The organism is Actinoplanes sp. NPDC049598 (assembly GCF_040675435.1).
Taxonomy (GTDB): domain Bacteria; phylum Actinomycetota; class Actinomycetes; order Mycobacteriales; family Micromonosporaceae; genus Actinoplanes.
Genome location: NZ_JBFAOX010000001.1, coordinates 1135007 through 1160813, shown reverse-complemented (window position 1 = coordinate 1160813; position 25807 = coordinate 1135007). Strand labels below are relative to the sequence as shown.

General features: G+C 71.7%; 25 protein-coding genes. 2 read left to right on the top strand and 23 right to left on the bottom strand.

The features are described from left to right. Positions 1–228 precede the first annotated feature (228 nt). From AB0J66_RS05795 to AB0J66_RS05775, 5 genes are all read right to left on the bottom strand, one after another. Positions 229–1464, bottom strand: a complete 1236-nt coding sequence (locus tag AB0J66_RS05795; RefSeq protein ID WP_364656009.1) for a calcium-binding protein — start codon at positions 1462–1464, stop codon at positions 229–231. A gap of 110 nt (positions 1465–1574) precedes the next feature. After that, positions 1575–2084: a GNAT family N-acetyltransferase gene (locus AB0J66_RS05790; protein ID WP_364656008.1), complete on the bottom strand. Its 510-nt coding sequence runs from the start codon at positions 2082–2084 to the stop codon at positions 1575–1577. A 7-nt stretch (positions 2085–2091) separates the two neighbouring features. Next, entirely contained in the window at positions 2092–2727 is a 636-nt protein-coding gene (locus AB0J66_RS05785; RefSeq protein WP_364656007.1) for a hypothetical protein, read from the bottom strand. A gap of 67 nt (positions 2728–2794) precedes the next feature. Further along, on the bottom strand, positions 2795–3679 hold the full coding sequence (locus AB0J66_RS05780) for an aminoglycoside phosphotransferase family protein (protein WP_364656005.1): 885 nt from the start codon (positions 3677–3679) through the stop codon (positions 2795–2797). Between the two features lie 32 nt (positions 3680–3711). Beyond that, positions 3712–5007: an aspartate aminotransferase family protein gene (locus AB0J66_RS05775; RefSeq protein ID WP_364656003.1), complete on the bottom strand. Its 1296-nt coding sequence runs from the start codon at positions 5005–5007 to the stop codon at positions 3712–3714. Between the two features lie 85 nt (positions 5008–5092). Between AB0J66_RS05775 and AB0J66_RS05770 the strand changes: the two genes are divergently transcribed. Then, positions 5093–5983: a LysR family transcriptional regulator gene (locus AB0J66_RS05770; protein WP_364656002.1), complete on the top strand. Its 891-nt coding sequence runs from the start codon at positions 5093–5095 to the stop codon at positions 5981–5983. Here AB0J66_RS05770 and AB0J66_RS05765 read toward each other — a convergent pair. From AB0J66_RS05765 to AB0J66_RS05685, 17 genes are all read right to left on the bottom strand, one after another. Beyond that, on the bottom strand, positions 5955–6560 hold the full coding sequence (locus AB0J66_RS05765; RefSeq protein WP_364656000.1) for a GrpB family protein: 606 nt from the start codon (positions 6558–6560) through the stop codon (positions 5955–5957). The two genes, AB0J66_RS05770 and AB0J66_RS05765, sit on opposite strands and share 29 nt — an antisense overlap. A 41-nt stretch (positions 6561–6601) precedes the next feature. Beyond that, the gene (locus AB0J66_RS05760) at positions 6602–7120 is read right to left on the bottom strand and encodes a GyrI-like domain-containing protein (protein WP_364655998.1); all 519 of its coding nucleotides are present in this window, start codon (positions 7118–7120) and stop codon (positions 6602–6604) included. A gap of 19 nt (positions 7121–7139) precedes the next feature. After that, positions 7140–7490 (bottom strand): hypothetical protein, encoded by a 351-nt coding sequence (locus tag AB0J66_RS05755; protein ID WP_364655997.1) that lies wholly within the window; start codon positions 7488–7490, stop codon positions 7140–7142. 1223 nt (positions 7491–8713) lie between these two features. Then, positions 8714–9508, bottom strand: coding sequence for an inositol monophosphatase (locus AB0J66_RS05750; RefSeq protein WP_364655995.1), 795 nt, complete (start codon positions 9506–9508; stop codon positions 8714–8716). Between the two features lie 704 nt (positions 9509–10212). Next, positions 10213–10995 (bottom strand): FHA domain-containing protein, encoded by a 783-nt coding sequence (locus tag AB0J66_RS05745; RefSeq protein ID WP_364655994.1) that lies wholly within the window; start codon positions 10993–10995, stop codon positions 10213–10215. After that, positions 10992–12257, bottom strand: a complete 1266-nt coding sequence (locus tag AB0J66_RS05740; protein ID WP_364655992.1) for a VWA domain-containing protein — start codon at positions 12255–12257, stop codon at positions 10992–10994. Before AB0J66_RS05740 ends, AB0J66_RS05745 begins: the two co-directional genes overlap by 4 nt. A gap of 2 nt (positions 12258–12259) precedes the next feature. Next, entirely contained in the window at positions 12260–13207 is a 948-nt protein-coding gene (locus AB0J66_RS05735) for a protein phosphatase 2C domain-containing protein (protein WP_364655990.1), read from the bottom strand. A gap of 46 nt (positions 13208–13253) precedes the next feature. Then, positions 13254–15458: a tetratricopeptide repeat protein gene (locus AB0J66_RS05730; RefSeq protein WP_364655988.1), complete on the bottom strand. Its 2205-nt coding sequence runs from the start codon at positions 15456–15458 to the stop codon at positions 13254–13256. After that, complete coding sequence (locus AB0J66_RS05725) at positions 15455–16630, bottom strand: hypothetical protein (RefSeq protein ID WP_364655986.1); 1176 nt, start codon at positions 16628–16630, stop codon at positions 15455–15457. Before AB0J66_RS05725 ends, AB0J66_RS05730 begins: the two co-directional genes overlap by 4 nt. Before the next feature lie 16 nt (positions 16631–16646). Further along, positions 16647–17615 carry a glutamate ABC transporter substrate-binding protein gene (locus AB0J66_RS05720; protein ID WP_364655985.1) on the bottom strand — a complete coding sequence of 323 codons (969 nt, stop codon included), beginning with the start codon at positions 17613–17615 and terminating at the stop codon, positions 16647–16649. Further along, positions 17612–18907, bottom strand: a complete 1296-nt coding sequence (locus AB0J66_RS05715; RefSeq protein WP_364655983.1) for a hypothetical protein — start codon at positions 18905–18907, stop codon at positions 17612–17614. Before AB0J66_RS05715 ends, AB0J66_RS05720 begins: the two co-directional genes overlap by 4 nt. Positions 18908–18968: 61 nt before the next feature. Continuing rightward, complete coding sequence (locus tag AB0J66_RS05710) at positions 18969–20516, bottom strand: long-chain fatty acid--CoA ligase (RefSeq protein ID WP_364655982.1); 1548 nt, start codon at positions 20514–20516, stop codon at positions 18969–18971. Between the two features lie 552 nt (positions 20517–21068). Beyond that, positions 21069–22304 (bottom strand): O-antigen ligase family protein, encoded by a 1236-nt coding sequence (locus tag AB0J66_RS05705; protein WP_364655980.1) that lies wholly within the window; start codon positions 22302–22304, stop codon positions 21069–21071. A 24-nt stretch (positions 22305–22328) separates the two neighbouring features. Next, complete coding sequence (locus tag AB0J66_RS05700; protein WP_364655979.1) at positions 22329–22730, bottom strand: VOC family protein; 402 nt, start codon at positions 22728–22730, stop codon at positions 22329–22331. Between the two features lie 3 nt (positions 22731–22733). Continuing rightward, positions 22734–23204, bottom strand: coding sequence for a hypothetical protein (locus tag AB0J66_RS05695; protein ID WP_364655977.1), 471 nt, complete (start codon positions 23202–23204; stop codon positions 22734–22736). A 9-nt stretch (positions 23205–23213) separates the two neighbouring features. Then, positions 23214–23666: a hypothetical protein gene (locus tag AB0J66_RS05690; protein ID WP_364655975.1), complete on the bottom strand. Its 453-nt coding sequence runs from the start codon at positions 23664–23666 to the stop codon at positions 23214–23216. Beyond that, positions 23663–24094 carry an OsmC family protein gene (locus AB0J66_RS05685; RefSeq protein WP_364655973.1) on the bottom strand — a complete coding sequence of 144 codons (432 nt, stop codon included), beginning with the start codon at positions 24092–24094 and terminating at the stop codon, positions 23663–23665. Before AB0J66_RS05685 ends, AB0J66_RS05690 begins: the two co-directional genes overlap by 4 nt. A 155-nt stretch (positions 24095–24249) precedes the next feature. On the opposite strand from AB0J66_RS05685, the gene AB0J66_RS05680 reads away from it, so the two are divergent. After that, entirely contained in the window at positions 24250–24630 is a 381-nt protein-coding gene (locus AB0J66_RS05680; RefSeq protein WP_364655972.1) for a hypothetical protein, read from the top strand. A 296-nt stretch (positions 24631–24926) separates the two neighbouring features. On the opposite strand, the gene AB0J66_RS05675 is transcribed toward AB0J66_RS05680, so the two are convergent. Beyond that, complete coding sequence (locus AB0J66_RS05675; protein ID WP_364655970.1) at positions 24927–25787, bottom strand: LysR family transcriptional regulator; 861 nt, start codon at positions 25785–25787, stop codon at positions 24927–24929. Positions 25788–25807 lie beyond the last annotated feature (20 nt).

The window sequence follows — 25807 nt, the reverse complement described above, 5'->3', positions numbered from 1 at the left end:
ACCTCGCCCGTCAGCTCTATCGGACCCTCGAAAGGCTCCACACCGAGCCGGACGCTTGCCCGCAGGCTGCTTGACAGACATAGAAGAGTCCACCGACCCCACACCGCGATCGGCAAGAACCCACCCGTCAGCCGGTTGAACAACCTGGCTGGACATCACAGCTAGTGCGTGCGCACGCACGCATGGGGAGGGCGCGGCCGGGGCCGGCCACGCCCTCGCTGGGTGGGTTTATAGTTCGCAGCTGATCTTCACGTCGAGCAGGTCGGCGACGCAGCGGTCGGTGTTGAGGCCGCCGTCGTCGCGGTCGTTGCCGCGGGTGCCGTCGACGCTGTTGAGGGTGTCGTTGCCGGCCTGGCCGAACAGGCGGTCGCCGCCGGCGCCGCCGATCAGCGTGTCCGGGCCCGCCCCGCCGAGGATGACATCCGCGCCGCCCAGGCCGAGCATGCGGTTGGGCGCGGTGCTGCCGGTCAGGGTGTCCGAGACGCGGCCGCCGAAGACGTTCTCCACGTCGGTCAGGTTGTTGTCGAATTCCGGCGCCGAACCGTCGTTGCCGACGTTGTTGAGCGAGACGTTGACCGGCAGCACCCGGGCCGAGTAGTCGGTCGTGTCGACGCCCGCGCCGCCGCTGAACGTGTCCCGGCCGTCCCGGACGTTTCCGGCCACGGCCGTGTCGTTGCCGAGACCGCCGACCAGCGTGTCGGTGCCGAGCCCGCCGGTGAGCCGGTCGTTGCCGGCCAGCCCGCTGATGACGTCGTTGCCGGCCAGGCCGGAGATGTTGTTGGCCGACGCGTTGCCGGCCAGGTTGTCGGGCCCGCGGCTGCCGACGATGTCCTCGACGTCGGTCAGGTTGTTGTCCTGTTCGCCGGCGGCGCCGTCGTTCGCGGCCCCGTTGAGCGAGACGAGCACCCGCGCGGCCCGGTTGCCGTAGTGGGTCGAGTCGACGCCGGGTCCGCCGCTGTACAGGTCGCGCCCGTCGACGACGTTCTGGGCCGCGGCGATGTCCCGGCCCGCCCGCCCGAACAGGTTGTCGTTGCCGAGCCCGCCGACCAGCGTGTCGTTGCCGGTGCCGCCGAACAGGTTGTCGTTGCCGGTGCCGCCGTTCTGCAGCGACGCGGTGCTGGTCAGGTTGTTCACCCGGTCGTTGAGGTTGCCGGTGTTGACCACGAGCCGGGCCACCCCGCCGGCCGTGCAACGCACCGTGCGGGCCCCGGCCACGGCACATCCCGCCCCCGCGGCCGGGGTGTCACCGAGGTCGGTGATGAGGAAGAAGGCCCCGGCCCGGGTGATCGTGATGTTGTTGGCCCGGTTGTTGGCCGCGGTGACCTGGATGGTGTTGCCGACCTTGGCCGTACCCGTCGCGGCGTACGCCGGCGCCGACAACACCAGGGCGGGCACCGTCGCCAGCCCGGCCAGAACCGCGCCGCGGACGAGTACCCGTCGATTTCGGATCGCTCCGACATTCATTGCTCGTTCCCCCCTGAATCCGGTCGGCGGATTTTTCCGCCGCCAGAACCTTCGCAGTTCAGGGGGCCTACTCGGCAGGAAGAATTACGGGCCCGAACTGGTAAAGATGCTCATTGAATCTGTCCGGAAGGCGATTGTGGACGCAGTTCCAGGGTCAGGGTGAGCTCGTCGTGGATCTCGATGTCGTAGTCGCCGAGCAGGGGAATGGAGGGCTTGAGACGGCGTGAGTCGTCGACGGCGCCGGGGGAGAGGGCGGTCAGGCGGAGGCCGCGGCGCTGGTAGAAGCGGAGGGCGTCGAGGTTGTCGTTGGTGGTGATGAGCCAGAGGCGGGGAGCGTTGTGGTCTCGGGCGGTGCCGATGGCGGCGTCCAGCAGGAGCGAGCCGACTCCCTCGTGGCGGGTGAAGGCGTCGATGGTGGCGACCTCCAGGCCGTCGGGGTGCAGGCGGTAGGTGAGCAGACCGACGGGCTTGTCGTCGCGCCAGGCGATCAGGGCCGGCAGGGCGGAGGCGTCGAACTGCTCCCCGGCCGCGACCATGATCGGTGTGCCCCAGGAGCGGGTCAGCAGGGCGGTGACGAGGTCGCGGTCGGCCGGGGCGGCGGGTCGGACGGTAGCGCTCATGGATCGTTTATAGCCGGAAGTGGTCCGCTATCTCGTCGGCGATCGCGGTGGCCGGGCGCGAACCGTCCACTTCGATGACCCGGACACCCAGTGCGCGGGCGGAGGCGACGGCGTCGGCGGCGATCAGGCGGTCGCGGGCGACCCGGTTGCGGTTCGCCAGCGCGGGGTCGCTGACCTGGTGGGAGACGGCGCCGGCGCGGGGCAGGTGGGTCAGCTGGTGCCGGCGCCACTCATCGGTGGGGACCATGACGACCATGCGCGCCGGGTCGGTGACGGCGGCGACCAGTTCGGGGCGCAGGCCCCAGCCCTCGGCCAGGACGGGGTGGGTCGTGCCGATGCCGCGCAGGTCGTCGAGCACCCACTCGAAGTATTGGGGGAACGTGGCCAGGACGTCGGCCGCCATCTGCGCGGGGGTGGGGCCGATCCACACCTTCTCCCAATCCGGCGGCTGATAGGGCGTGCCTTGGCGAACGGCGGTCGCGACCCGGCGGTCGTCGTGACCGCGGGCGGCGTGGAAATCGTAGTAGTACTGCACGAGGCCGTGCCGCTCGGCCAGAATGCCGGCGACCGTCGTCTTGCCGGCCCATTGTCCGCCGCCGATCCAGAGCGCGTTCTTGATGGTTGCGTCAGGCGTCCATTGCATGGCACCTATGGTTCTGGCCCACCGGTAAAAGAAACAGTCTGTTTCTTTCGTCCGCGCGGTGGTGTATTTAAGAGGAGGAGGCGATCGCTTCCAGCCGGCGGCGGCACTCGTCCACGAACGACGGGAACGTCTTCCAGTAGTACGGGATCCCGCTGGCGCCGACGACGATGGCCCAGGCTCGGGCCCGCTGCCACGTCAGGTCGTCCAGGTTGGCCGCGTCCCAGTAAGCCTGGCGGGCCGCGGGCGGGTAGTCCCACAGCGGCGCGTGCTCGGCGTCGGGATACCCGATCGACAACCCGCCGAAATCGATCACGGCGGCCAGCTCTCCACCGCGTACCAGCAGGTTGCCGGGTCTGAGGTCGGTGTGCAGCCAGACCTCGGCCGCGGTCGGCGCGGGCAGCGCGACCGCCGAAGCCCACACCTGGTGAAGCCGGTCGATGTCGATGGTGTCGCCGACCAGCGGGCGGCAGTCGTCGAGCGCCTTGCGAGCCCACTCGTCGCAGGCCGAGAGGGGGCCACCGCGATACCACCGTGGCCCGGCCCCGACCGGAATGTCCTGCAGAGCACCGACGAACTCGGACAACGAGCGGCCGAAAGCACGCCAGTCGTCGACGTTCCCCTGAGCGGGAGGCGCACCTTCGATCCACCGAAGAACAGACCAAGCGGCGGGGTACGCCGACGACGGCCGGCCCGCATACAAAGGCGCCGGGACAGCCAACGGCAACAGCGGCGCCAGAACAGGAAGCCACCGCTGCTCGGTCAACAGCGGAGCCGCCCGGCCGACACTGCGCGGCAACCGAACCAACAGCGACGATCCCAGGCGGTACATCGTGTTCTCGGTGCCGCCGCCGGCCGGGGAGAGCGGCAGATCGGCCCACTGCGGGCACTGCGCAACGATGAGCGACCGGACAATCGCCTCGGAGACCGGAATCTCGTCCTCATGCAGCGGCACCCGGTGATCTTCCCCGCCGTGGTGACATCCGGCTACCGAATATCAGTAAGAGCCTTGTCCAGGATCTCCAGGCCGAGGTCGAGCTCGTCGACGGTCGCGGTCAGCGCCGGCGCGATCCGGAAGACTCCGCCCATGCCGGGCAGCTGCACCACGTTCATGTGCAGGCCCAGCTCGAGGCAGCGCCGCGTCACCGCCTGCCCCAGCTCGTCGGCCGGCTTCTTGGACACCCGGTCCTCGACCAGCTCCAACCCCACCAGCAGCCCTCGCCCGCGGACATCCCCGATCACGTCGTGGTGCTCGGCCAGATCGTTCAAACCCCGGCGGAGGTACGCTCCGAGCTCGGCCGCCCGCTCCGCCAGATCCAACCGGCTCAGCACGTCCAGCACAGTGTTCCCGACCGCGGCGACCAGCGGATCGGACACGTGCGTGGTGAAGAACAGAAAGCCACGCTCGTGGGCCGTCTCCTCGATCTCGGGCGTGGTGACGACCGCGGCCAGCGGCAGCCCGGCCCCGAGCGTCTTGGAGAGCGTGAGGATGTCGGGAACCACCCCGTCGCGCTCGAACGCGTACCACTCGCCGGTCCGGCACAAGCCGGTCTGGGCCTCGTCCAGAATGAGCAGCCCGCCCCGCTCGTGGACCTTGTCGCGCAGCGCCGCCAGATAGCCCGGCGGCAGGTCGATGACGCCGCCCGAGCTCAGGATCGGCTCGACGATGCAGGCCGCGAGCGCCCCGACCGACTCCGCGTCGAACATCTCGAACGAGAACTCCAGCTGCCGCCGCCAGTCGAGCTCGCCGCCGGCCGTGGTGAAGTCGGGGCGGTACGCGTTCGGCGTGGGGATGGCGAAGTTGCCCGGCGCGGCCGGTCCGTACCCCTTGCGCCCCGAGCTGTAGGTGGCCGCCGCGGCCGCGTGGGTCATGCCGTGCCACGAGCGGGCGAACGAGATGATCTCGTGGCGGCCGGTGACCAGCTTGGCCATCCGGATCGCGGCCTCGTTCGACTCGGCCCCGGTGGTCAGCAGGAGCACCTTGCTCAGCGGCTCGGGCAGCGTCGCGGCCAGGTTGCGCGCGAGGTCGACCACCGGGCGGCTCAGCATGCCGCTGAACAGGTGGTCGAGGGTGGCCGCCTGGCGCTGGATCGTCGCGACCACGGCCGGGTGCGAGTGGCCGAGGATCGCGCTCATCTGCCCCGAGGTGAAGTCGAGCAGGCGGCGGCCGTCCTCGGTGTGGACGAAGCTGCCCTCGGCCCCGGCGATGATCTCCGGCACGAAGCGCCCGGCGCCGTTGTAGCGGATCAGATGACGCTCGGCGTCGCCCCAGAAGTCGTCCATGGCCTCGACGCTGCCACTCTTTGCTGAACGCGTCCATTTCCCATTTTCGCCGGTGCTGTTAAGCAAAGCCGTACAGTCTCCGGTCGTGACCCTCAACCCGTGGCGGCTGCGGCTGCTGGCCGACCTGGCGACGTACGGGACGGTGCGCGCCGTCGCCCAGCGCGGCAACCTGAGCCCGTCCGCCGTGTCGCAGCAGCTCGCGACGCTGGAACGGGAGACCGGGACGGCCCTGCTGGAGCGCACCGGGCGCCGCGTGCGGCTCACCGCGGCCGGGGTGCTGCTGGCCGGCCGGGCCCGGGAGATCCTGGCCCTGATGGACGCGGCCTCGGCCGAGCTGCGCGGGCTGGCCGACGAACCGGCCGGCACGGTCCGGCTGGCGGCGTTCCAGAGCGCGGTGCACGCGCTTGCTTCGCCGGCCGTCCTCCATCTGTCCAAGAAGCACCCGGACGTCACCGTCGTGCTGCTCGAGCTCGAACCGCACGAGAGCATGCCGGCCCTGCGCCGCGGCGACGCCGACGTCATCATCACCACGACCGACTACGTCGGCCATTCCCTCGACCCGGCCATCGACCTCGTCCCGATCGGCTCGGACGAGGTCGTGCTCGTGCTGCCGCCGTCCCATCCGCTGGCCGCCCACGACGCCGTACCGCTGGCCGCCTGCGCCGACCAGCGCTGGACGTTCGACGTCGACGGCTCGTACATGTCCGAGCTCGGCACTCGCCTGTGCCGGGAAGCCGGCTTCGAGCCGGCCGTGATCTGCCGCTTCAACAACTACATGCTCGCCCTGCAGCACGTGGAGAACGGCGGGTCGATCGCCCTGCTGCCGCGGCTGGCGATCGACCCACGCTACCGGGTGGTCACCCGCGCGCTGTCACCTTCGGTGACCCGGAGGATCACTGCGGCCGTACGCCGCCCGGCCGCCCCGCGACCCGAGATCACCGCGGTGCTCAGCGCCCTGCGGACGGCCCGGCCGTGAAGATCCGGCCGAAGATGTCGTCTATGACGTCGCTCTTGGCCATCGTGTAGCCGCGGCCCAGCCCGGTCTCGAGCGCCAGGCGCCGCTTCGTCGCGGCGTACAGGTCCCGGTCCTCCGGGTGGGTGCGCAGCCAGTCGCGGAACAGCAGGTGCCGGGTCGCCTCCGGGGCACCTTGCGGCCAGACGTGCAAGTGGATGTCCTCCTCGGCGTCGACCAGCATGCGATGGCCGTACCACCAAGGCTCACGCAGGATGAGGAAGTAACCGGCCGCCTCGAGCGCGGGAACGTACCGCGACTCGTCGCCGGTGTCGGCGATGGTCAGATCGATGTCCACGATGGCCTTGGCCGGCAGCCCCGGCACCGAGGTCGAGCCGACGTGCTCCACCCCGAGGATCTGGTCGCCGAGGATCTCACGGAGCGAGGAGCAAGTCGCGGCGTACCGCTCGGCCCAGGCCGGGTCGTAATCCTCGATGGCTATCGGCCGCCAGCCCTTCGGGGGCTCGCGGACCAGGGCGGTCGCGTTCTGCTCGGGGGTGCCCTCGAAGCGCTGCGTGATCTCTGGCGGAAACTCGGCCATCTCAACCTCCCGGAACGATCAAAGTCGGCCAGAATACCCCGTCAGTCCCGCAGGCGGATGGCCAGCTCGATCTGCCACTTGGTCTTCAGGCGCTCGGTACGGGGATCGGTCGGATAGGCCTCGTACCGGCAGCCGAAACGATCGCCGGCCGGGTCCTCGACGCAGTCGAAGGTCTCCTCACCGGCACGGACCCAGTCGATGAGGTGGCCGTTGGCCCGGCGGCCGTGCCCGACGTACGTCATCGTGGCGTACCGGCCGGCGGGCAGCACCCCCGCGGCGACCCGGCCGGTGTCCTCGCCGGGCTGATCGAGGGCGGCCGGGTCGACCGGCGCGTCCGTGACCACGCCGACCTCGATCTCCATCTGGCCCTCCATGTCGACGACGTGCAGCCGGAAGAACGTCAGGCCGTGCTTCAGACCGTGGTCGTCGAGCCACGCGTACAGCTCCCGCATGAGCTCGTCCCGGACGGCGAACATGCCGCGGAACGGGGTCCCGAGCCGGATGCCCACGGTGGGCCGCTCGGGCAGTTCGGTGATGGCCGGGCCGGCGAGAATCTCCATCCGGCCATCTAAGCGCGAGTCACAGCTTGTCGCACTGGTTGCGGGCGTCCCGGATCCGGATGGCGAGGATGTCGAACTGGAACGTGAGGGCGGCCTGGTGGGCCTGCTGGGCAGCGTCGGACAGCGGCTGGTACCGGCTGTCCTCCTTGGCCGCCGACGAGGCCAGGGCGAACGCCCCGGCGATCCGGTTGATGTTGGTGATCTGGTAGTTCTCCCGCGTCCAGGTCCCCGGCAGCCGCTCGAAGACCCCGCAGGCCGCCTGGGCGTCGGCCTCCGCGTTCGAGTCCGTGCCGCCCAGCTTGGAGCCGGCCGCCCAGATGAGCCCGATGACGAGGGCCCCCACCAGCACACCGCCGATTCCGGTCAACACCAAGGGCAAGACGCCGGTACGCCTGCGCGGCGCCTCACCCTGGTAGGACGGCCCACCGGCGAACTGGCCGCCGGCGACCGGCCCCGGCGGGTAGTGGCCACCCGGCCCGGGCCCGCTGCCGAAGTGACCGAGCGCCGAGTTGAAGTGATCGGAACCGCCCGCGGCTCGACCGGGCGCGCCGGGGTATTGGTCTCCCGCGCCGGGGTACCGGCTTTCCGCCCCGGGGAATTGGCCTTCCCCTAGGTACTGGCTTTCCGCGCCGGCGAGGTGGTCTTCCGGGGCGGGCGCACCGGACCACGTCGGTGGCGCTTCCCAGCCGGACCGCGCGGGGCCCGCCCCGACCGAACCGGCGGCGGTCTCCGCTGGGACGGGAGCCGTCACGGCCGGAGACACAGCCGCGGAACTCGCAGCCGGAGCCGCAGAGTCTGGACCTGCAGCCGCGGAGTATGAAGAAGGAGCCGCCGGGTCCGCAGCCGAGGGGATCGGGCTCGGAGTCGGAGGGGTCGAAACCGGCTCCGGTGCCGCTGAGGTGGCGGGGTCGGGACGGGCCCACTCGGAGAAGGGCGCCGCGCCGGATGACGGCGTCCGCTCGTGGGCCGGCCCGGCGGTGGCGTCGGTCGGAGCGGCCGGTGTGGACGAGCGGCCGGCTTCGTTCGCGGGCGACGACGCCGGGGGAGTGGCGTCCGGCTGGGTGGTCGAGGGCCGGTCCGGCTGCGGTGTCGTCATAGGAGGGAAGTCTTCCATGTGTTGAGTTCGATGTGGTCGCCTTGGTGATCATCGCCCGGGACGTGGAGGACCACCACCGCGGCCCGCACCCCTCAGCTGCACCCCGCGCGAGACCACGAGTCCGCGCCATTTAATGCCGCCTTGCGGCGGGATCGTGAGTCCGCGGGACCGAGTGCCGCCACCCGGCGAGACCTCGAGGACGCGCGAGTGCTGCCACCTCGCGAGACCGTGAGTCCGCATCCTGGAATGCCGCCTTGCGGCGAGACCGTGAGTCCGCGCGACTGGTGCCACCCCGCGGGGCGGTCACTTTGCGCGCGAGTGCCGCAACCCAGCGAGACCTTCAGTCCGCACCTTCGGTCGACGCCGCGCGAACCGTGCGTCCGCGGCCACGGTCGCCGTTCTAAGCGTGACCGAGTGCTGTGCCCTAGGGTGCCGCCTTGCGAATTCCTGGTCCCGCGCGTTCGGGCGCTGCCCGCAGCGCGATCATCCCCGGGTGGTCAGCCCACCGGGTCGGGGGTGTTGACCAGGTCGACGACCGTGCGGCGCAGGGCGTCGTTGCGGGCGTAGACGGAGGCGCCGGAGCCGGGGGTGGGCTGGCCGTCGATGCGGCTGTAGGAGCCGCCGGCCTCCTGGACGATCAGGGAGGTGGCGGCGAAGTCCCAGATCTGGCCGCCGGTCTGCACGGCCACGTCGAGGTCGCCCCGGGCGATCATCAGGGCCGGGTGGATGGGCCAGGGGATCGCCGGGGTCACGGCCTTGATCGGCGCGACCAGCTCTCTGCCCCACTCCTCCGGCACGACGGCGAAGCGGCTGCCCTCCAGCGCCCCGTCCCCGGACGCGGTGACCCTGATCGGGGTGTCCGCGACGACGCGGCCGCCGACGATGCGTCCCTCGAAGGCCCCGGCGCCGCGGGACGCCCACCACAGGCTGCCCTGGGCCGGGTGGGCGGCCACCGCGGTGGTCATCTCGCCGTGCTCCTCGAGCGCGATCAGAATCAGCCAGCGGGTGTCCCCGGCCACGAACAGCGCCGTCCCGTCGATCGGATCGATGATCCACCGGCGGCCGTCGCCCGACCCGGTCTGGCCCTCCTCCTCACCGAGGACGGCATCCCCCGGCCGCGCCTCGCCGAGCACCTCCCGGACGGCCGCCTCCACCGCCCGATCGGCCGCCGTCACCACCGACCCGTCCGCTTTGAGCTCCCGCGGCAGCTCGGCCAGAGCCGCGAAATGAGGCAGGGCCACCGCCGCCCCGGTCAGAGCCGCCCGCTGTGCCAATTGAAGATCCGTCTCCACAACGCCATCCTGCCCGACCGAATCCCGTCCCCACCGCCACCTCCCACCACATGTCACCCGACCGTCGCGCCCCCGGAGCGAACAAGCCGCCCTGCAACCCGCCCGGCCAGTCCGAAACGCCGCGTGGCCGCGAGGCGACCGTCAGGACGGCGCTGGCGGGGCCGGGCGGGAGTGTCGGGTCCGCGCTGGGGGGCCGTGGGCGATTCGTCGGGACGGCGCCAGCGGAGCCGGGCCGGCCTGGGGCGTCGGTTCCGCACAGCGGGGCCGTGGGCCGAGCAGTCAGGACGGCCGGGGCGGGCGAGCCGTCAGGACGGCGCAGCGGGGATGTCGGTTCCGCACGGGGCCTGGGCGGGCGAGCCGTCAGGACGGCGCTGGCGGGCCGGGCTGGGGTGACGGTTCCGCACAGCGGGGGCCGTGGGCCGAGCAACCAGGGCGGCACGAGCAGGCGAGCCGTCAGGACGGCGCGGGCGGGGGCGTCGGTTCCGCACAGCGGGGGCCGTGGGCCGAGCAGTCAGGACGGCCTGGGCGGACGAGCCGTCAGGACGGCGCGGGCGGGGCCGGGCGGGGGTGAGGTGTCGCGGGCGGAGCCGTGCTGGAGATGAGTCGGGTGATGGGGCGACGCTGGTCAGGTGCTGGGCCCTGCCGGTCCGGCGGTGGGTGGTGGGGCGGTGCTGGTGGACTGGCAGGGGGCGTGCCGGGTGGGGTCAGGTTGTGGGGGCGTGGAGGGTGAGGGTGGTCCAGGCGCCGACGTGGACGCGGTCGCCGTCCTTCAGCGCCCGCGAGTCGCCGGCGGTCAGGGGGGACTGCTCGTCGTTGACGTAGGTGCCGTTGGTGGAGCCCAGGTCGGAGACCAGCCAGACGCCGTCGACGCTCAGGGTCAGCAGGGCGTGGCTGTGGGAGACGCCGGGGTCGTCGTCGGAGAGGTCCACCTCGGGGTGGGTGCCCTTCGAGGTGCTTTTGCGGCCGATCCGGATCTGCGGGGGTGGCAGGGGGATCGTGCGGGAGGCGGCCGTCGCGGGGAACTCGATGCCCTCGATGGCGTTCTCCTCGAAATACTTGCGGTCGGCCTCGATGGTGGCGGTCCAGCCCTGCGTGGGGGCGGCGGCGACGGCCTCCGGCACGGCCAGGGTGGGCACGCGGCCGGTGCTGTGGTCGTAGCCGCAGTCCTCGCAGAAGCGTGACACGCCCGCCCGCGGGGTGCCGCAGTTGGGGCACGGGGTCCCCCCGGCCGCCGGTGCGGACGAAAGGGACGAAACGTCGATGGTCCCGCTGGGGGCGGCGTCAAAGCCGGCCGCGGAGCCCGGCCCGCCGCCCGAGCCCAGCCCCGAGCCCGGCCCGCCGCCGGAGCCCAGCCCGGAGCCCGGCCCGCCGCCGGAGCCCAGCCCGGAGCCGAGGCCAGGCCCGGCGCCGGCGATCTTGGCGCCGCAGGTGTCGCAGAAGTCGTCGGTCTCGGAGGCGTGGCCCTTGGGGCAGGCGTACGTCGTCACTGGCCGCGACCCACCCGCACCGTCTTGGTGGACCGGGTGTCCAGGGCCATCTCGTCCGCCGCGGCCACCTTGCGCCTCAGCCGGACCGTGCCCGTGGCCGCGTCCTCGATCTCCACCACCGTGGCCAGCAGCTCCTCCGTCGCCGTGTTGCCGCTGGCGTGGGCGAGCTGCGCCGCCCGACCGAACTTCAACGTGGCCGTGCGGTCGTCGCCGGCCTTGCGGGCCTCGATGCCGGCCTGGATCGCGTCGGCCAGCTCGGCCTGCCCGGTGTAGTGGGCGACCTGCCGGTTGATCCGGGTCGACAGCGCCGTGTCGTCGGTCCACACCGCGCGGACCAGCGACTGCGCGTGCACGGTGTCGCCCTCGACGATCGACACCCGCGCCGCCAGCATCTCGTCGCCCGCGTTGCCGGGGGTCACGTCGACGCAGATGTGGTAGTCGCGGCTCTCCTGGCCCCACGAGCCGAGCGGGTAGCGCGCGGCCCGCGGCCCGTCGGCCACGCGCTTGCCGGTCAGGTCGGCCACTTGCGGCTCGACCTGCTTGACGAAGCGGACCGTCGCGTTGACCGGCGTCCACACCTTCAGCTGCACGTCGGCGCTGGTCTTGCCCATCGCCTTGGTCATCATCTGCTCGAACGACGCGGTCAGGCCGGCCGGCTGGGCCACGATGTCGACCGTGCCCAGCATCGAGTCGGCGATTTTGCGGAGTTCCGAGACCTTCCAGTTGGTGCCGACGCCGCGGGAGTCGACCGTGAAGCGGCCCGCGATCGAGTCGAGCACGCTTTCGAGATAGCCCTGACGTTCGCCGTTGTCGCCGTCGGTGAGCAGGATCGCGTGCGAGATGTCGCCGGGCCGCTGCGCGAACAGCTGCGCCGCCAGCAGCAGCCACGCCCCCATGGCCGTGCCGCCGCTGGCCTGCAGGCGGTCGATCGACCAGGACGCCTCGTTGCGGGTCTGCGGCGAGGCCACGGCGAGCTGGCCGGGGGCCGGGAAGAGCTGCTGGGCCGTGCCGACCCCGGCGATGATCGCGAAGTGCACGCCGTCGTCGATGCAGGCCACCGCGGCCTTGGCCGCCTGGCGGGCGGCGCTGATGCGTCCCTCGGCCTGCATGGAGCCGGAGGCGTCGACGATGATGATCTCGGTGGCGCCGGAGGTGCGGCGGCCGCCCTCGGCGCCGGAGGAGGTGACGGTGACGATCGCGTTGACCTCGGCCGCGCCGAGCGCGAGGTACTCGTTCTGGAAGGCCTCGGCGGTGTACGACATCCCTACTCCTGAGTGACGACGAGGGGCTGGACGGGGACCAGGGCGACGGTGATGTTGTCGGCGCCGCCGGCGTTCTTGGCGTAGTCGGTGAGGTACCGGGCGGCATCGATCAGAGTGCCGTGCTCGTGCAACCCGGTCCGCACGGCGGCGGCGAACGCGGCCGGGTCGGTCAGGTAGTTCCACAGCCCGTCGCTGCAGACCACCAGATGGCCGGGCTCGGTGACGGTGAACGAGGCCGAGCGGGGCTGCACCGAGCCGGCGTCGGCGCCGAGCCAGCCGGTGATCGCGTGCGCCTTGGGGTCGCGCATGGCCACCTCGGGATCGACGCCGAGGGCGATCACGTGCGTGGCCCACGAGTCGTCCTCGGTGAGCTGCTCGGCCGGCCCGTCGACGGGGATCCAGTAGGCCCGGCTGTCGCCGATCCAGCCGTACGTCACCTCGGGCCCCCGCACCACGGCGGCGACGATCGTGCAGGCCGGGTTGGACACCGCCCGGCGCGGGTCACCGTCGGCCGCCAGCTCGGCCACCGCCTGCTTGGCGGCCAGGATGGCCGCCCCCACCTCGTCCGCGTCCGCGAGCAGCTCGCCGGCCGTGCCGGCCGCGGTCGCCGAGGCCACGTCCGGGTCGAACGACGACGACACCCCGTCGCAGACGACCACGTCGACGTCGGTCCCGCGGGTGGCCAGCCACATCGCGTCCTCGTTGCGGTGGTGCCGGTGCCCGCGGTCGGTGACGGCCGCCGCCACCTCGCCCGCGTCGACCTCGAGGTGGTCGCGGGGCCGTACGGCCAGCATGCCGCACTGCCCGCAGTAGCCGTCCTCGCCGATGGCCCCGGCCGTTCCGCAGTGCGGGCAGGCCGGCCCGGTGGCCAGCGCCCGTCCGCAGCTCTCGCAGAAGGCCGCGCCGGCGGCGCGCTCATCGGCGCACGAGGCGCACTCGGTCATCGTCATCGGGCCTCGCCGTCGTAGTGGTGCAAATTTGCAGAGAGTACGCCGTTCACGTGCGCGTCCGGGGGCGGGCCGCGTTCGCCAGGTCGACGAGCGCGATCTTGTCCGGCCCGTGCGCGGCGCGGGCCATCTCGCGGTACCCCGATTCGAGCGCGAACCGAACCTCCCGCTCGCGCACTTCACCCGTGTGGGCCGCGCCCAGCACGGCCGCCGGCAGCTTGGCCCCGCCCTTGATGGTCTCCAGGGCCTGTTCGAGCAGTTCGACCCGGAGCGCGGCCAGCTGGGCCGCCTCCACCTCGAGGCGCTCGATCAGCGCGGCCGCCGCGGCCAGCGAGTCGACGTCGGCGGCCGCCGTCGGGTGCGACTGGACCAGGGCCAGCACCGCCCCGACCTGCGAGCTGCGATAGGCCGCGGAGGTGCCGGGGACCCGGTTGTACGCCTCCACGGCGCCGGCCCGGTCGCCCGTCCTGAGCCGGCAGCGGGCCAGCCCGGCCGCGGCCGCCGTGTACGCCGGGTCGGTGCGGCTCACCACGTCGTAGTAGCCGGCCGCGGCCGGGTCGCCCGCCAGCTCCAGGGCCAGCCCGAGCGCCAGCTGCGGCGCCAGCTCGCCCGGCAGCGCCGAGTACACGGCGTCGAACCGCTCCCGGGCGTACTGGTAGTTCTTGACCGCCAGCCCGAGCAGCCCGTCGTACCAGGCCACCCGCCAGTCGGCGCCCTCGGAGCGGATCAGCGCGTCCCGCGCGGCCCGGGCGTCGTCGAAGTAGCCGTTGCGCTCGCCCAGGTCGATCTCGGCCCGCAGCGCCCGCAGCCGTACCTCCAGGGTGGTGACCGGGGCGCCCTTGAGCAGCGCGAGGACCTCGGCCGGGTCGGTCACCGTGACCGAGGCCAGGAACGCCGCCGACGGGTCGGCCAGGTCGATCAGCGGGGTCGGCAGGTCCTGCCAGCGCGGCGCGTCCGACTTGAGGTCGGTCCGCATCTCGCCGGTGAACAGCCGCGAGGTGGCCGGGCGGGGAGCTCCGTCGGCGGCCAGCACCTGCCGCAGCACGCCCAGCATCTGCTCGGTCATCTCACCCGCGTCGACGAACCGCTCGGCCGGGTCGGTGCGGGTGGCCCGCTGCAGCAGCCGGTAGAACGACTCGAACCGGCGGTAGACCTCGAACTCGCCGCGGTCGGGCAGCGAATGTTTGAACGTGCTCTGGTAGCCCCGGAAATCCGTGGTCAGCACGGCCAGCGTACGGCCGATGGTGTAAAGGTCCGAGGCGATCGACGGGCCCGCCGTGGCCATCTCGGGCGCCTGATAACCCACCGTGCCGTAGATGGCCGCGTCCATGTCGTCGAAGCGCACGACGCCGCCGAGGTCGATCAGTTTCATCTGGTCACCCGACTGGATCACGTTGTCGGGCTTGAAGTCGCAGAAGATCAGGCCCCGGTCGTGCAGGTAGCCGAAGGCCGGCATGATCTCCAGGAGGTAGGCGAGCGCGCGGTCGACCGGCAGCGGATCGGGCCGGCGCTCCTTGAGGATCCCCTTGAGCGACTCGCCGCCCACGTACTCCATGACGATGTAGCCGGCGCCGTCGTGCTCGACGAAGTTGTAGATCTTGACGATGTTCGGGTGCTCGACCTCGGCCAGGAAGCGCCGCTCGGCCACGGCCGCGGCCAGCGCGTCGTCGTCGCCCGAGTTGAGCAGGCCCTTGAGCACCACCCAGCGGTCCGAGACGTTCTTGTCGACGGCGAGGTAGATCCAGCCCAGGCCGCCGTGCGCGAGCGGCCCCACCACCTCGTACTGCCCGGCCACCAGGTCGCCCTTGACCAGCTTGGGGGTGAAGTTGAACTGCTCGCCGCAGCTCGGGCAGAAGCCGGACGAGCGCCCGGGCCGGTCGCCGCGGGTCCGCCCGACCGGGTTGCCGCACTTGGCGCAGTACCGCTTGTCCTCCGGCACCTCGGCCGTGGCCATCACCGCGGTCGACGGGTCGGCCTGCACGATGGGCTCGACCTCGACGAGGCCGCCGCCGAAGCGGCGCCGGGAGCCGGTCCGGGAGCTGCCGGCGCGCCCGCTTCCGCCGGTACGCGTCGACAGCGCCCCCGTCCGCGCCGACGGCCCGGTCGGTGTGGTCGCGGTGCGCTGCACGGGTACCGGCGCCGGTTTGTAGGCGACCGCCGACGGCGCTGTGACCGGCGCGGTCATCGGCGCCATCCCGCACGTGTCGCAGTAGCCGTCCTCGATGGTCCCGGGGCAGTTGCGCTGACACTTCATCGGGAGTTCCTCGCGATCGTGGCGGTGAGCGCGTCCTGGTAGGCGTTGACGGCGGCGCGGGCCGTGGTCAGGTCGCAGGGTGCGGTGTAGAGGGCGGTGCGGGCCGCGTCGTGCAGCAGGACCAGGGCCGGCTGCTCGCCCAGGCCGCGGCTGAGGGCCTTGGCGTGGTACGCGTCCAACCGCCCGCGCAGCTCGTTGCGGGCGGCCAGCAGCCCGGCGTTGTGGGTGGTGGCGTCGCGCAGGGCGGCCAGCCGCTCGCGGGCCCGGCGGGTCCAGTCGGCCAGCCGCGGGCTGATCAGCGACCAGTGCCCGGCCCCGGCCAGGGCCTCGATCGCGGCCAGGTCGGGCCGCAGGTCGCCGCCGCCGACGACGAACAGGTCGCGGGGCAGGAACCGGTCGGCCGCGGCCTCTTCCGCCTTGGCCGCCGCGCCGGCGGCGCTCGCTAGGTCGGCTAGCAACCGCCGCGCGTCGGCCAGCCGCTGCTCCAGGGCCGACCGCAGCTCGGCGGCGGAGGTGCGCTCGGCGTCGGCCCGGTCGATCAGGACGCGTACGGCCTGCAGGTCCTTCTCGTCGACGGACAGCGGGTCGCCGGCCAGGGTGGCCGTGAACGCGCCGAGCCGCCGATCGGCCTCGGCCAGGGTGACGGCGTCCCCGCCGAGCCGGCGCACGTTCTCCAGGGCGGCCGCCGCGTCGGCGGCCGCGGGCAGCATCTTGTCCCACACCTCGCCGGCCCGGGTGGCCACGGCGACGGCGGTGGTGAACGCCCGCTCCATCGCCGAGAGCAGCTCGGCCGGGGTGCAGACCGTGGTGACGTGCCCGGGGCCGAGCAGCCCGCGCTGGGCCAGCGGCACCACCTCGGTCGACAGGGTGATCGACTCGCCGAGCACCTCGTGCACGAACCCGGCCCGCTCGGCGTCGCTGATCCGGCGCTGGCCGCTGATCGACCGGGCCCGGGTGATCAGGTCGGTGAGCAGCCGGTAGCCGTCCCACAGCCGGGTCAGCGCGTCCGAGGCGTCGGCCCAGGCGGCGGCGGTCCGCCCGGTCAGCCGGGTCCGGTCGAGCTCCTTGCGGGCCGGGTTGTCGTCCAGGTCCACGAGGTTGGTGGAGATCGCCGCGACCGCCGTCTCCAGGCGGAGCAACTCGGCCTCGGCCGCGGCATAGGTCGGCGCCATCATCGATACCCAGCCGTCATCGATACTGGGCCGCCGGCGGCTGCGGGGCGGCCCCGAAGTCACCCAGCCACTTCTCGTACGTCCTGGTCCAGGTGCCGTTGGCGCGGTTCTGGTCGAGGACCGCGTTGACGAACTGGGTGAACTCCCTGTGCTGCCGGGGCATCGCCATACCGTACGGCTCCTCGGTGAACCGCGGGCCGATGACCTTGGCGTACGGGTCCTGGGCGGCCATCCCGGCCAGGATCGTGTCGTCGGTGGTGACCGCGTCCACCTCGTTGCGCTGGAACGCGACCAGGCAGTCGCCGAACGCCGACCGCGCCACCGGGACCGGCTTGGACTTGACCTTGCTGATGTTGTCGAACGAGGTCGAGCCCTGCACCGAGCAGACCTTCTTGCCGCCGAGGTCCTCGATCGACTTGGCCTGGGAGCTGGTGGAGACGAGCACCTTCTGCCCGGCCTCGTAGTAGACGCTGGAGAAGTTCACGTCCTGCCAGCGTTCGCAGTTCGCGGTCATGGTGTCCGCGACGATGTCGACGCTCCCGTTGACCACGGAGGAGACGCGCTGGTCGTACCCGATGACCTTGATCTGGAGCTTGCCCGGGTCGCCGAAGATGGCGGCGGCGATCTGCCGGCCCATGTCCACGTCGAAGCCCTCGATCTGGCCGGTGAACGGGTTGCGCGAGCTGAACAGCAGCGTGTCCTGGCTGGTGCCGAGGATCAGCCGGCCCCGTTTCTGGATCTCGGCCATGTAGCTGCCGGCCGGCATCCTCCCCGGCTGGGGGAGGGCGCCGGTGGGGCGCAGGCTGGCCCGCGCGTTGCAGGCCGGCGCGGCCGGGGCGCCCTGGGCGGGCGCGCCGGCCGGGGCCTGATCGATCTTCGGCTGGGTGGCCATGCCGCCGGGCAGCGGCGACGAGTCGGCCGAGCAGGCCGCCAGGCCGATCGCGAGCAGGACGGCGGTGGCGCCGGCGACGGTCCGGCGGATCATCGGTACTCCTCCAGTCGCGGTCGCAGCCCGGTGTAGGCCAGGGCGGCGATCAGCAGGGCCATCAGCGGGCCGAGGACGGTGAGCAGGCCGAGCCCGCCCGACGCGGCGCCGATCTCGCCGGTGAAGGCCGCCTTGCGGTCCTCCAGGGCGAAGTCGAGGTCGCTGCGCAGGCTCTCGAACGTCTGCGTGGTCTTCGAGCCGATGGCCAGGTCGACCGCGCCGTCGTAGCTGCCGTTGTCGTCGAGCGCCCGCACCTGGTCGTGCGCCTTCACGTACTGCCGGAACGACTCGGCCGCCCGGTCCATCACCCGGCCCAGCTCGGGATCGAGGGCGCCGTACGAGTTGACGAGCGGCCCGCCGCGCACGGTGAGCCGGTCGCTGACCGCGTCGAAATCGGCCTCGTAGGCGGCGCCGCTGCCCCGCGCGGCCAGGGTCAGCGCCTCGTCGCCGCGGGCCTGCAGGGCGAGGATGCGGCTCTCGGCGATCGAGGCGATCGGGCCGGAGCCCTCGTTCTTGGCCCGGTCGAGGTGGCGCTGCTGATTGACGATCACGCCGAACGCGCCGATGACGAGCACAAGGGTCACCGCGGTCGCGGCGAGCAGCGGCACGTTGAACGTGCGGTGCGTCCGCCGGCTCAGGTAGCGCTGGGTGCCGAGCAGGGCCACGACCAGCCCGGCCAGGAGCAACAACAGCAACAGCATCCAGCCCAGCGCGGCGGCCCGGCCGTAGCCGTCGTTGACCTCGGACTGGGCGGTGGAGAACAACGCCCGGGCCTGCGGCTGCAGGGTCTCCCGGTTGAGCTTCGAGGCCACCGAGAGGTACGACGCGCCGACCGGCAGCCCCTGGCGGTTGTTGGCCCGCGCGGTGGCGACCAGCGCCGAGTACTCGGCGACACCGGCCGAGAGGGTGCGCACCGCGTCGTCCGGTGTGCGGCGGGCCGCCGACGTCAGGGCGGTCGAGGCCCGCTGCAGGTCGTCGTCGTAGCGCTGGGTCAGCGAGGCCGGCTCGAGCCCGCCGGCCAGGAACGCCTGGGCCGCGGTGGTGTCGGCGTCGGCCAGCGCCGAGTAGATCGTCTCGGCCTCGACCAGCAGCGGCTGGGCCCGCCGGCCCAGGTCGTCGGTGCCGGAACGGGCCGACTGGCCGGCCACGGTCGCGACCAGGCCGGCCAGCAGCCCGAGGGTCAGCAGCGTGGCCAGCAGCAGCTTGAGCCGGCCGGGCGACGTGTGCCGCAGGTTACCGACTCGTTTGAACAGGCCCGGCGGTTCGGGCCGGGTGGCCAACGCAGTGCTCAAGCTTTCCCCCGTCCCGGATGCTGTTGTGCGGTCCCACTGTGCTGCATCGGCGCAAGTCTTTTTAACTCAGCTCGCGCTTGAGCAACTTCCCGGTCGCGGTCATCGGGAGCGACTCGACGATGCTGACCACGCGCGGGTACTTGTACGCCGCCATCTGCTCCTTGCCCCACGCGACCAGCTCGTCCTCGGTCGCGGTGGCGCCCGGCTTGAGGATCACGAACGCCTTGATCTCCTCGCCGTGACTGGGGTGCGGCACGCCGATCACCGCGGCCAGCGAGACCGCCTCGTGGGTGATCAGCACTTCCTCGATCTCGCGCGGGTACACGTTGAAGCCGCCGCGGATGATCATGTCCTTGGCCCGGTCGACGATGTAGTAGAAGCCGTCCTTGTCGCGCCGGCCCAGGTCGCCGCTGCGGAACCAGCCGTCCCGGATCACCTCGGCGGTCGCCTCGGGGCGGTTGTAGTAGCCCCGCATGATGTTGTGGCCGCGGATGGCGATCTCGCCGATCTCGTCCGCGCCCTCGATCGTGTTCCACTCCGGGTCGATCAGCTTCACCTCGACGCCCCAGATCGGGATGCCGATCGAGCCGGGCCGGGGATCGCTGTGCGGGTCGCTGAACGTGGCCACGGGCGAGGTCTCGCTCAATCCGTACCCCTCCAGGATGGTCACCCCCAAGCGCTCCTTGACCTCCTTGATGATCTCGACCGGCAGGCTGGAGCCGCCGGAGACCGCGACCCGCATGTTGCGGGCGATCCGCTCCACGTCGACGTCGTCGGTCAGCGCGTTGAGCAGGCCCCAGTACATCGTCGGCACACCGGCGAAGAACGTCACGTTCTCGCTCTCCAGCAGCTTGACCGCGGCCGCGGCGTCGAAGCGGGGGAGCAGCACCAGCGTGGAGGCGGTGGCGAAGCCGGCGTTCATGTTCACGCTCGAGCCGAACGAGTGGAACAGCGGCAGCACCAGCAGATGCGTGTCGGTGCCGACCGGGCTGCCGAACAGGCGGTTGCAGGTGAGCGCGTTGAGCAGCAGGTTCGAGTGGGAGAGCTCGGCGCCCTTGGCCTGCCCGGTCGTGCCGCTGGTGTAGAGGATGACCGCCGGGTCGGTCTCGGGCAGCAGCACGGCCTCGAACACCGGCGCTTGATCTTTGAGACCCGCCCCCAGCGTCTCGGCGCCCTCGATCGGGGACGGCGCGGCCGGGTCGGCGGTGATCAGGAAGAACGTCTCGCAGCCGTCGGCCTGGCCGAAGCCTTCGAAGCCGGCCGCGCCCATCGGCAGCTCCGGCGTGCCCTCGAAGCAGAGGTACGCCTTGGCCTCGGCGTCCTTGAGGTGGTAGGCGATCTCGCGCCCCTTGAGCAGCACGTTGAGCGGCACGACGACCGCGCCGGCCTTGAGGATGCCGTAGTAGACGACCGGGAAGTACGGCAGGTTGGGGCACGACAGCGCGACCTTGTCGCCGGGCCGGACGCCCCGGCTGACCAGCAGGTTCGCCACCTGGTTGGCGGCTGCGTCGACCTGCGCGTACGTCAGGCGCCGCTCGCCGAGCACGACCGCCGCCCGCTCCGGGAAGTTTCGGGCGCTGTCCTCGAGGAGGATCGAGAGGTTGAGCATGCGGGCGTTCCCTTCTGGTGTGGCGGCCGTCTCATCCCACCATCCCGCGCGAACCTGAGAAACCCTCCGTTTCGGTGTTGTTACACGTCCTGTTAGATATCTTGCCGCGCCGATTCGAACATCGTCATTACATATGCCAATGTGCGACAAGCCCTTGAAGTGATATTCCGGAATCACAACCGCGGTTGCTACCGGAGCGGAGAACTGGTGGTACAACCGGCTCAACCAGACCTGGTCGTGGATCAACGTGAACTACTGGGCGAGCTTCGCCTACCGCTACAGCCGCCGGGCCACCAGCCTCGACAACGTCTGGACGCACGTGAGGCGAGCAATTCTTCTGACCTTTGTCGCCGTCTTTCTCGCCGCCCGCGGCGACGGTCCTCCGCATCCCGGGACCCCTTCGCCGGTACGCCGGGAAAACGTGACGCTTCTCGACGCGAAGGACGAGCCGGGGTTGCGCGAGCATCTAGGCAATCCGGCGCAGCCCCTCGACGCCACCGCTGGCATCGCCGCGGACGGTGGCATCGGGTGGGTGGTCCGGCGACCACTGGATCACGGCGCCGCGGGATGGTTCACCCGGCGGCGCCTCGACTCGATCGCCGGGGCCGCGCCGGTCGTGACCGGGTGGATCGCGGCCAGCAGCCACAGGATCCACATGAAGCGGGCGTCGTAGTAGTCGCCGGAGAACAGGCTGGCGCCGAGCACGAAGATGCCCGCGTAGACGGCGGCCCGGCTCTCCAGCGAGCGTTCCCGCACCGGGAGCCGGGCGTACTCCGTACGCAGCGCCCAGAACGCGAACAGCAGCAGGACCAGCCCGACCGCGCCGCCCTCGGCCGCCACCGCCAAGGGCAGGTTGTGCACGTATCGCTCGCCCGGGCCGAGGTTGGTGATGGCGTAGAAGCCGTGCACGCCCGAGCCGAAGATGGGGCGCTCGGTGAAGACCTCGACGCCCTTCTCGTAGAGCACGTCCCGGTCGGAGGTGTACCGGTTCTGCAGGGTGGTGGCGACCAGCCGGTTGTTGAGCAGGTCGGTCACCATCGCCCCGATCAGGCTCCACAGCACGCCGAGCAGGACGGCCAGCGCCGCGACGGCCTTGACGAAACGCATCGAGCGGATCGTCGGCCACAGCGACGGCAGCGCCACCACCGTGGCGATGCCCAGCGCGACCAGGCCGCCCCGGGAGCCCGAGGCCAGCGCGCCGACCAGGAACGGCGGGACGCCGACGAGCCAGACGAGCCGCCCGTTGTACCGGAAGTAGAAGTACGCGGCGGCGAAGATCCCGAGCACCATCACGCGCACGAACACGTTGGGGCCGCCGCCGAACGCCGCCCACCGGCCGCTCGCGGTGTGGCCACGCCCCGACGCCGCGTACAGGAAGTAGAGCCACCCCGCCAGATAGAGCAACCCGAAGGTGACCTTGACGACCCGATCCCGGTCCCAGACCGCCAGATTGGCGTAGACGATCAGGATGACCCCCATCGCGATGAGGTCGCTGAGCACGTCGTCGATGATCGCCCCGCGCGGCGACCAGGACGCGGAGAGCGTCTGATAACCCAACAGCAGCAGTACGGGATAGAGCGCGCGCCCGGGCCCCCGGTCCGGCCACCGCGCCTTGTCGCCGGCGTGGTGCTGCTCGAGCAGGAAACAGAGCACGACCGCCGTGAACAGCAGCACCCGCACGTCGTTCAGGACCGGAATGCTCAGCCCGAGCCGCTCGAGCGTGAAATGACCGGCCAGCGTCGCCACGAAAGCCACCCCGACCAGCAGCAGACTGGGCCGCACGCTCATCCCCGCAAACGCTAAACGACCTGATCAGCCGGTTCGCCCCGATCCGAGGAGATCCCACCGGTTACCCGCGATGTCCAGGAAGACCACGACCCGGCCGTACGCCTCCTCGCGCGGCTCGCCGACGAAGCGCACCCCGGCCCGGCGCATCCGTTCGTAGGCCGCGTCGAAGTCGTCGACGCGCAGGAAGAACCCGACCCGGCCGGCGGTCTGGTCGCCCACCACCGCGGCCTGCCGCTCGCCGTCGGCCCGGGCCAGCAGGAGCCCCGTCTGCGCGCCCGGCGGCCGCACCACGACCCACCGCTTGGCCCGCCCGTCGTTGGTCAGCGACGGCGAGTCCTCGACCAGCTCGAACCCGAGCACTCCGGTGAAGAACGCGATCGCCGTGTCGTAGTCGTCGACCACCAGGGCCACCAGTTCCAGCCGCATGCCCTACAGAACCTCCAGCAGCAGGGCGCCGTCCGGTGAGTAGAAGTACTCGCGCTTGTACCGGGCCCACTCCTCAAGATCCAGGTTCTCCCAGGGCCGCAACCACTCGAGCAGCTCCGCGTGCTCCTCGGCGTGCCCGTTCTCCAGCAGCCAGCCGAGTGTCTCGGCCCGCCCCGCCCCGAAGATCGCCTGAGCGTCGAAGCCGATTCCCAGATCCATGTCACGCGTACGGAACTTCGCGTCGTACAGCCGCAGCGAATCCGCCGGGTCGCCGATCAGGAAGAGCAGGAACGCGGCCAGATAGATCTGCTCGAACTCGTCGTCCTCGCCGATCTCCGGCCCCTCCCGCCAGACCCGCTCCAGGTCGAAGATCTCCCGCAGCATCCCGTGGTGCGGCCGCGGATCATCCACGTCCACACGCCGAAGCGCCTCCCGCCGCAGGGCCGGGCTCGACAGATCCGTAGTTTCCGCCACGCGCGCACCCTAGCCGCTCCGGCTCCTCGCCGGGCCCTCGGACCGGCGGACCGGCTGACCCGCGAAGATCCAGGTCTCCCATTCCTCGCTGCTCACGGCGGTGCTGACCCGACCGTCGAGTGACAGCGCGGCAAACCCCTTGCTGTGCCCGGGGAGTCCCACCGCACTGGCGCGCGGCCGTCCTCCGTTCGTTCGAGCCCGCAGCCAAGGCAGGCCGCCGGCGCCCTCGACGGAGAGCACCATCGTGCCGTCACCCGAGCTGAGCCCCCACCAGGCGCGGTCCACCTGGTCGTCGTGGTCGGGGTCGCCGCAAGGGATTCGCGCGGCCGGTGTGGCCGAGGCGAGGAGGAACGGCTTCCACACCGCCATCGGTGGCGGCAGATCCGGCAGTTCCACGAAGTCCTCGACGACGAAGCCGGCTGCGGCCACCGCGGATCGCACGCGGGCCGCGACCGTGGTCATTCCGGCGCGACGCGCGTGTCGACCGGGGTGCCGAGCTCGACGGTGCGGGAGACGGTGCAGAGCCGGTCGTGGGACATCTTCGCGGCCCGGGGCAGCGCCTCGCGGGCCTTGTCGCCGTCCGGGCCCTCCGGGAACGTGACGTGCAGGTCGATGACCAGGTCGGCCAGCCGGTTGCCGCCGGCCTCGTCCTTGACCTTGTTGCCGCTCACGTGGACGACGAAGCCGTCCGGCTCCGCCCGCTTGCTCGTGATGTAGTCGACGTCGGCCCCCGTGCAGCCCCCGAGCGCCGCCAGCAGCAGCTCGACCGGCGTGAACTCGGCCCCGTCCCCGGTCCCGATGCTGATGGTCCCGCCGCGCGCGTTCCGCACCTCGTACTGTCCCAGGCTCGTGCGCCGCAGGCTGACCGAGCGCCGATTGTCATCCGCCATGCCGGCCAACCTATCCCAGCATGATCCCCAGCCCTCGCCCCGCCGCCGGCCAGACCCACCAGCCCAGGCTCTCAACCGTCGCGCCGCATCCCCGGCACCCGTCCGGCAGGCTCCATCGATATCGATTGCCGGCACCGAAAAGTGGCAACTCCGAAATGGTTCGCAGTGATCCTTTGCTGGCATCCGCCATGTCGCAACTCTCTTTCTTCAGTCGTGCGGAATTGGCGGCAATGCGTGACCCGGCAAAGCGCCGCAACTATTGGCCGGGAGAGAAAGCCTTCCGCCGTGACCACAAAATCCGCCGTGACCATGGCAAGGCGCAACGCCATGCGCGGCGCATCTACCTCGACTTCCAGCAGTCGTGCCCGGATGAACCCCCGCCCATCCCGCCTCGCCCGCCGACCAGGAGCGTCAATGGTATGACCGCGCGCCGGCCCGGCAAATCCGGGCCGGCAAAATGCCGTCCGGAAGGTCATATTGCTGATTCATGGTGGGCGGTCCCTGGCGTTGAGGGCGGCCGGATCCTCGGCATCTGAATGTGCTTCGCGGAGCAAGCGCCGGAGACCCTCCCGGCCTGCGCGGAGCCTGCCGTTGCCCTTGATGTCGCGCGTTTCGGCTGGCTGACACCGGTCCGGATGCCGCGTTCGCGGTGGGATGCCGCCGGCAGGTCATCCCGGAGCGAAGCGCGGCTCCGGCGGCAGTTCTTTGCAGCCGAGTCCGGTGTGACGCCCAGTGCCTTGCCGGCAGGGCCGGTCCGGAGTCGGCGCCTTCTGCGGCCGCGGCGGCAACACCGGCTCGATCGACGCCCGCAGTTGTCGTCGGCTGATGCTGATCAATTCGTGGCGGGTGGGGGCGGGATGAGCCGGCGGGCCAGGGCGACGAAAGCCGGCACCGCGGGGTGGCTCGGGGGCTGCTTCCAGGCCAGGTGGACCGGGACGGCTGGTGCGTCGAGGAGGGGGATGTAGGCGACGGCGGGGTTCGGGTAGGTGGCTGCGGTGGCGGTGGTGGTGATGCCGACGGCGTGGGCGGCGGCGATGGTGGCGACCCAGTCGTCGGTGTTGGCGACCTCGACGGTGGTCTTCGGGGTGTCGTGCGGGGGCCAGAGGGCGAGGCTGGCGGTGCCGGCGATGGTGTTGACGGCGATCGGCTCGGTGGCGAGGTCGTGCAGGGTCAGGTGGGCTTGCCGGGTGAGCGGGCTGTCGGCGGCGACGGCGGCGACGCGCGGTTCGAGCAGGAGGAGCTCGGCGGGCAGGTCGGTCCCGCCCCGGATGACGGCGACGTCGACGGCGCCGCGGTCGAGGCCGGCGGTGCGGTCGTCGACGCGCAGCAGCCTCAGGGGCGTGTCCGGGTGCTCCTGGTTCCAGCGTCGCAGCAGGGGTGTGGTGTGTTCGCCCAGGGCCGACCAGGCGTGGCCGAGGCGCAGCGGCCACGTTCCGGCGCGGGCGGGGTCGAGGGCCTCGTCGACGGCGGTGACCGCGGCGGCGGCTCGCGGCTGGAACGCTTGCCCGACGGCGGTGAGCTGCAGGTGATGGGTGGACCGGTCGATCAGGCGGGCGCCGAGGTGGTCTTCCAGCTGGCGCAGGGTGCGGGAGAGCGCGGGCTGCGTCACGTGCAGCCGGGCCGCGGCCCGGGTGATGGTGCCTTCGGCGGCGATGGCGAGGAAAGCGCGCAGATGCCGCAGCTCCACGGTCATAACCCCGGAGCATAATCCCA

Bases quoted from the DNA above. Each gene is read 5' to 3' on its own strand.
- AB0J66_RS05760 (WP_364655998.1), bottom strand. From the start codon at position 7,120: ATGGAGATTCTCGCCGGCCCGGCCATCACCGAACTGCCCGAGCGGCCC.
- AB0J66_RS05790 (WP_364656008.1), bottom strand. From the start codon at position 2,084: ATGAGCGCTACCGTCCGACCCGCCGCCCCGGCCGACCGCGACCTCGTC.
- AB0J66_RS05785 (WP_364656007.1), bottom strand. From the start codon at position 2,727: ATGCAATGGACGCCTGACGCAACCATCAAGAACGCGCTCTGGATCGGC.
- AB0J66_RS05680 (WP_364655972.1), top strand. From the start codon at position 24,250: ATGGTTCGCAGTGATCCTTTGCTGGCATCCGCCATGTCGCAACTCTCT.
- AB0J66_RS05740 (WP_364655992.1), bottom strand. From the start codon at position 12,257: ATGTCGTACACCGCCGAGGCCTTCCAGAACGAGTACCTCGCGCTCGGC.
- AB0J66_RS05705 (WP_364655980.1), bottom strand. From the start codon at position 22,304: ATGAGCGTGCGGCCCAGTCTGCTGCTGGTCGGGGTGGCTTTCGTGGCG.
- AB0J66_RS05675 (WP_364655970.1), bottom strand. From the start codon at position 25,787: ATGACCGTGGAGCTGCGGCATCTGCGCGCTTTCCTCGCCATCGCCGCC.
- AB0J66_RS05710 (WP_364655982.1), bottom strand. From the start codon at position 20,516: ATGCTCAACCTCTCGATCCTCCTCGAGGACAGCGCCCGAAACTTCCCG.
- AB0J66_RS05730 (WP_364655988.1), bottom strand. From the start codon at position 15,458: ATGAAGTGTCAGCGCAACTGCCCCGGGACCATCGAGGACGGCTACTGC.
- AB0J66_RS05690 (WP_364655975.1), bottom strand. From the start codon at position 23,666: ATGACCACGGTCGCGGCCCGCGTGCGATCCGCGGTGGCCGCAGCCGGC.
- AB0J66_RS05795 (WP_364656009.1), bottom strand. From the start codon at position 1,464: ATGAATGTCGGAGCGATCCGAAATCGACGGGTACTCGTCCGCGGCGCG.
- AB0J66_RS05720 (WP_364655985.1), bottom strand. From the start codon at position 17,615: ATGATCCGCCGGACCGTCGCCGGCGCCACCGCCGTCCTGCTCGCGATC.
- AB0J66_RS05725 (WP_364655986.1), bottom strand. From the start codon at position 16,630: ATGGCGCCGACCTATGCCGCGGCCGAGGCCGAGTTGCTCCGCCTGGAG.
- AB0J66_RS05700 (WP_364655979.1), bottom strand. From the start codon at position 22,730: ATGCGGCTGGAACTGGTGGCCCTGGTGGTCGACGACTACGACACGGCG.
- AB0J66_RS05765 (WP_364656000.1), bottom strand. From the start codon at position 6,560: ATGGCCGAGTTTCCGCCAGAGATCACGCAGCGCTTCGAGGGCACCCCC.
- AB0J66_RS05775 (WP_364656003.1), bottom strand. From the start codon at position 5,007: ATGGACGACTTCTGGGGCGACGCCGAGCGTCATCTGATCCGCTACAAC.
- AB0J66_RS05735 (WP_364655990.1), bottom strand. From the start codon at position 13,207: ATGACGATGACCGAGTGCGCCTCGTGCGCCGATGAGCGCGCCGCCGGC.
- AB0J66_RS05685 (WP_364655973.1), bottom strand. From the start codon at position 24,094: ATGGCGGATGACAATCGGCGCTCGGTCAGCCTGCGGCGCACGAGCCTG.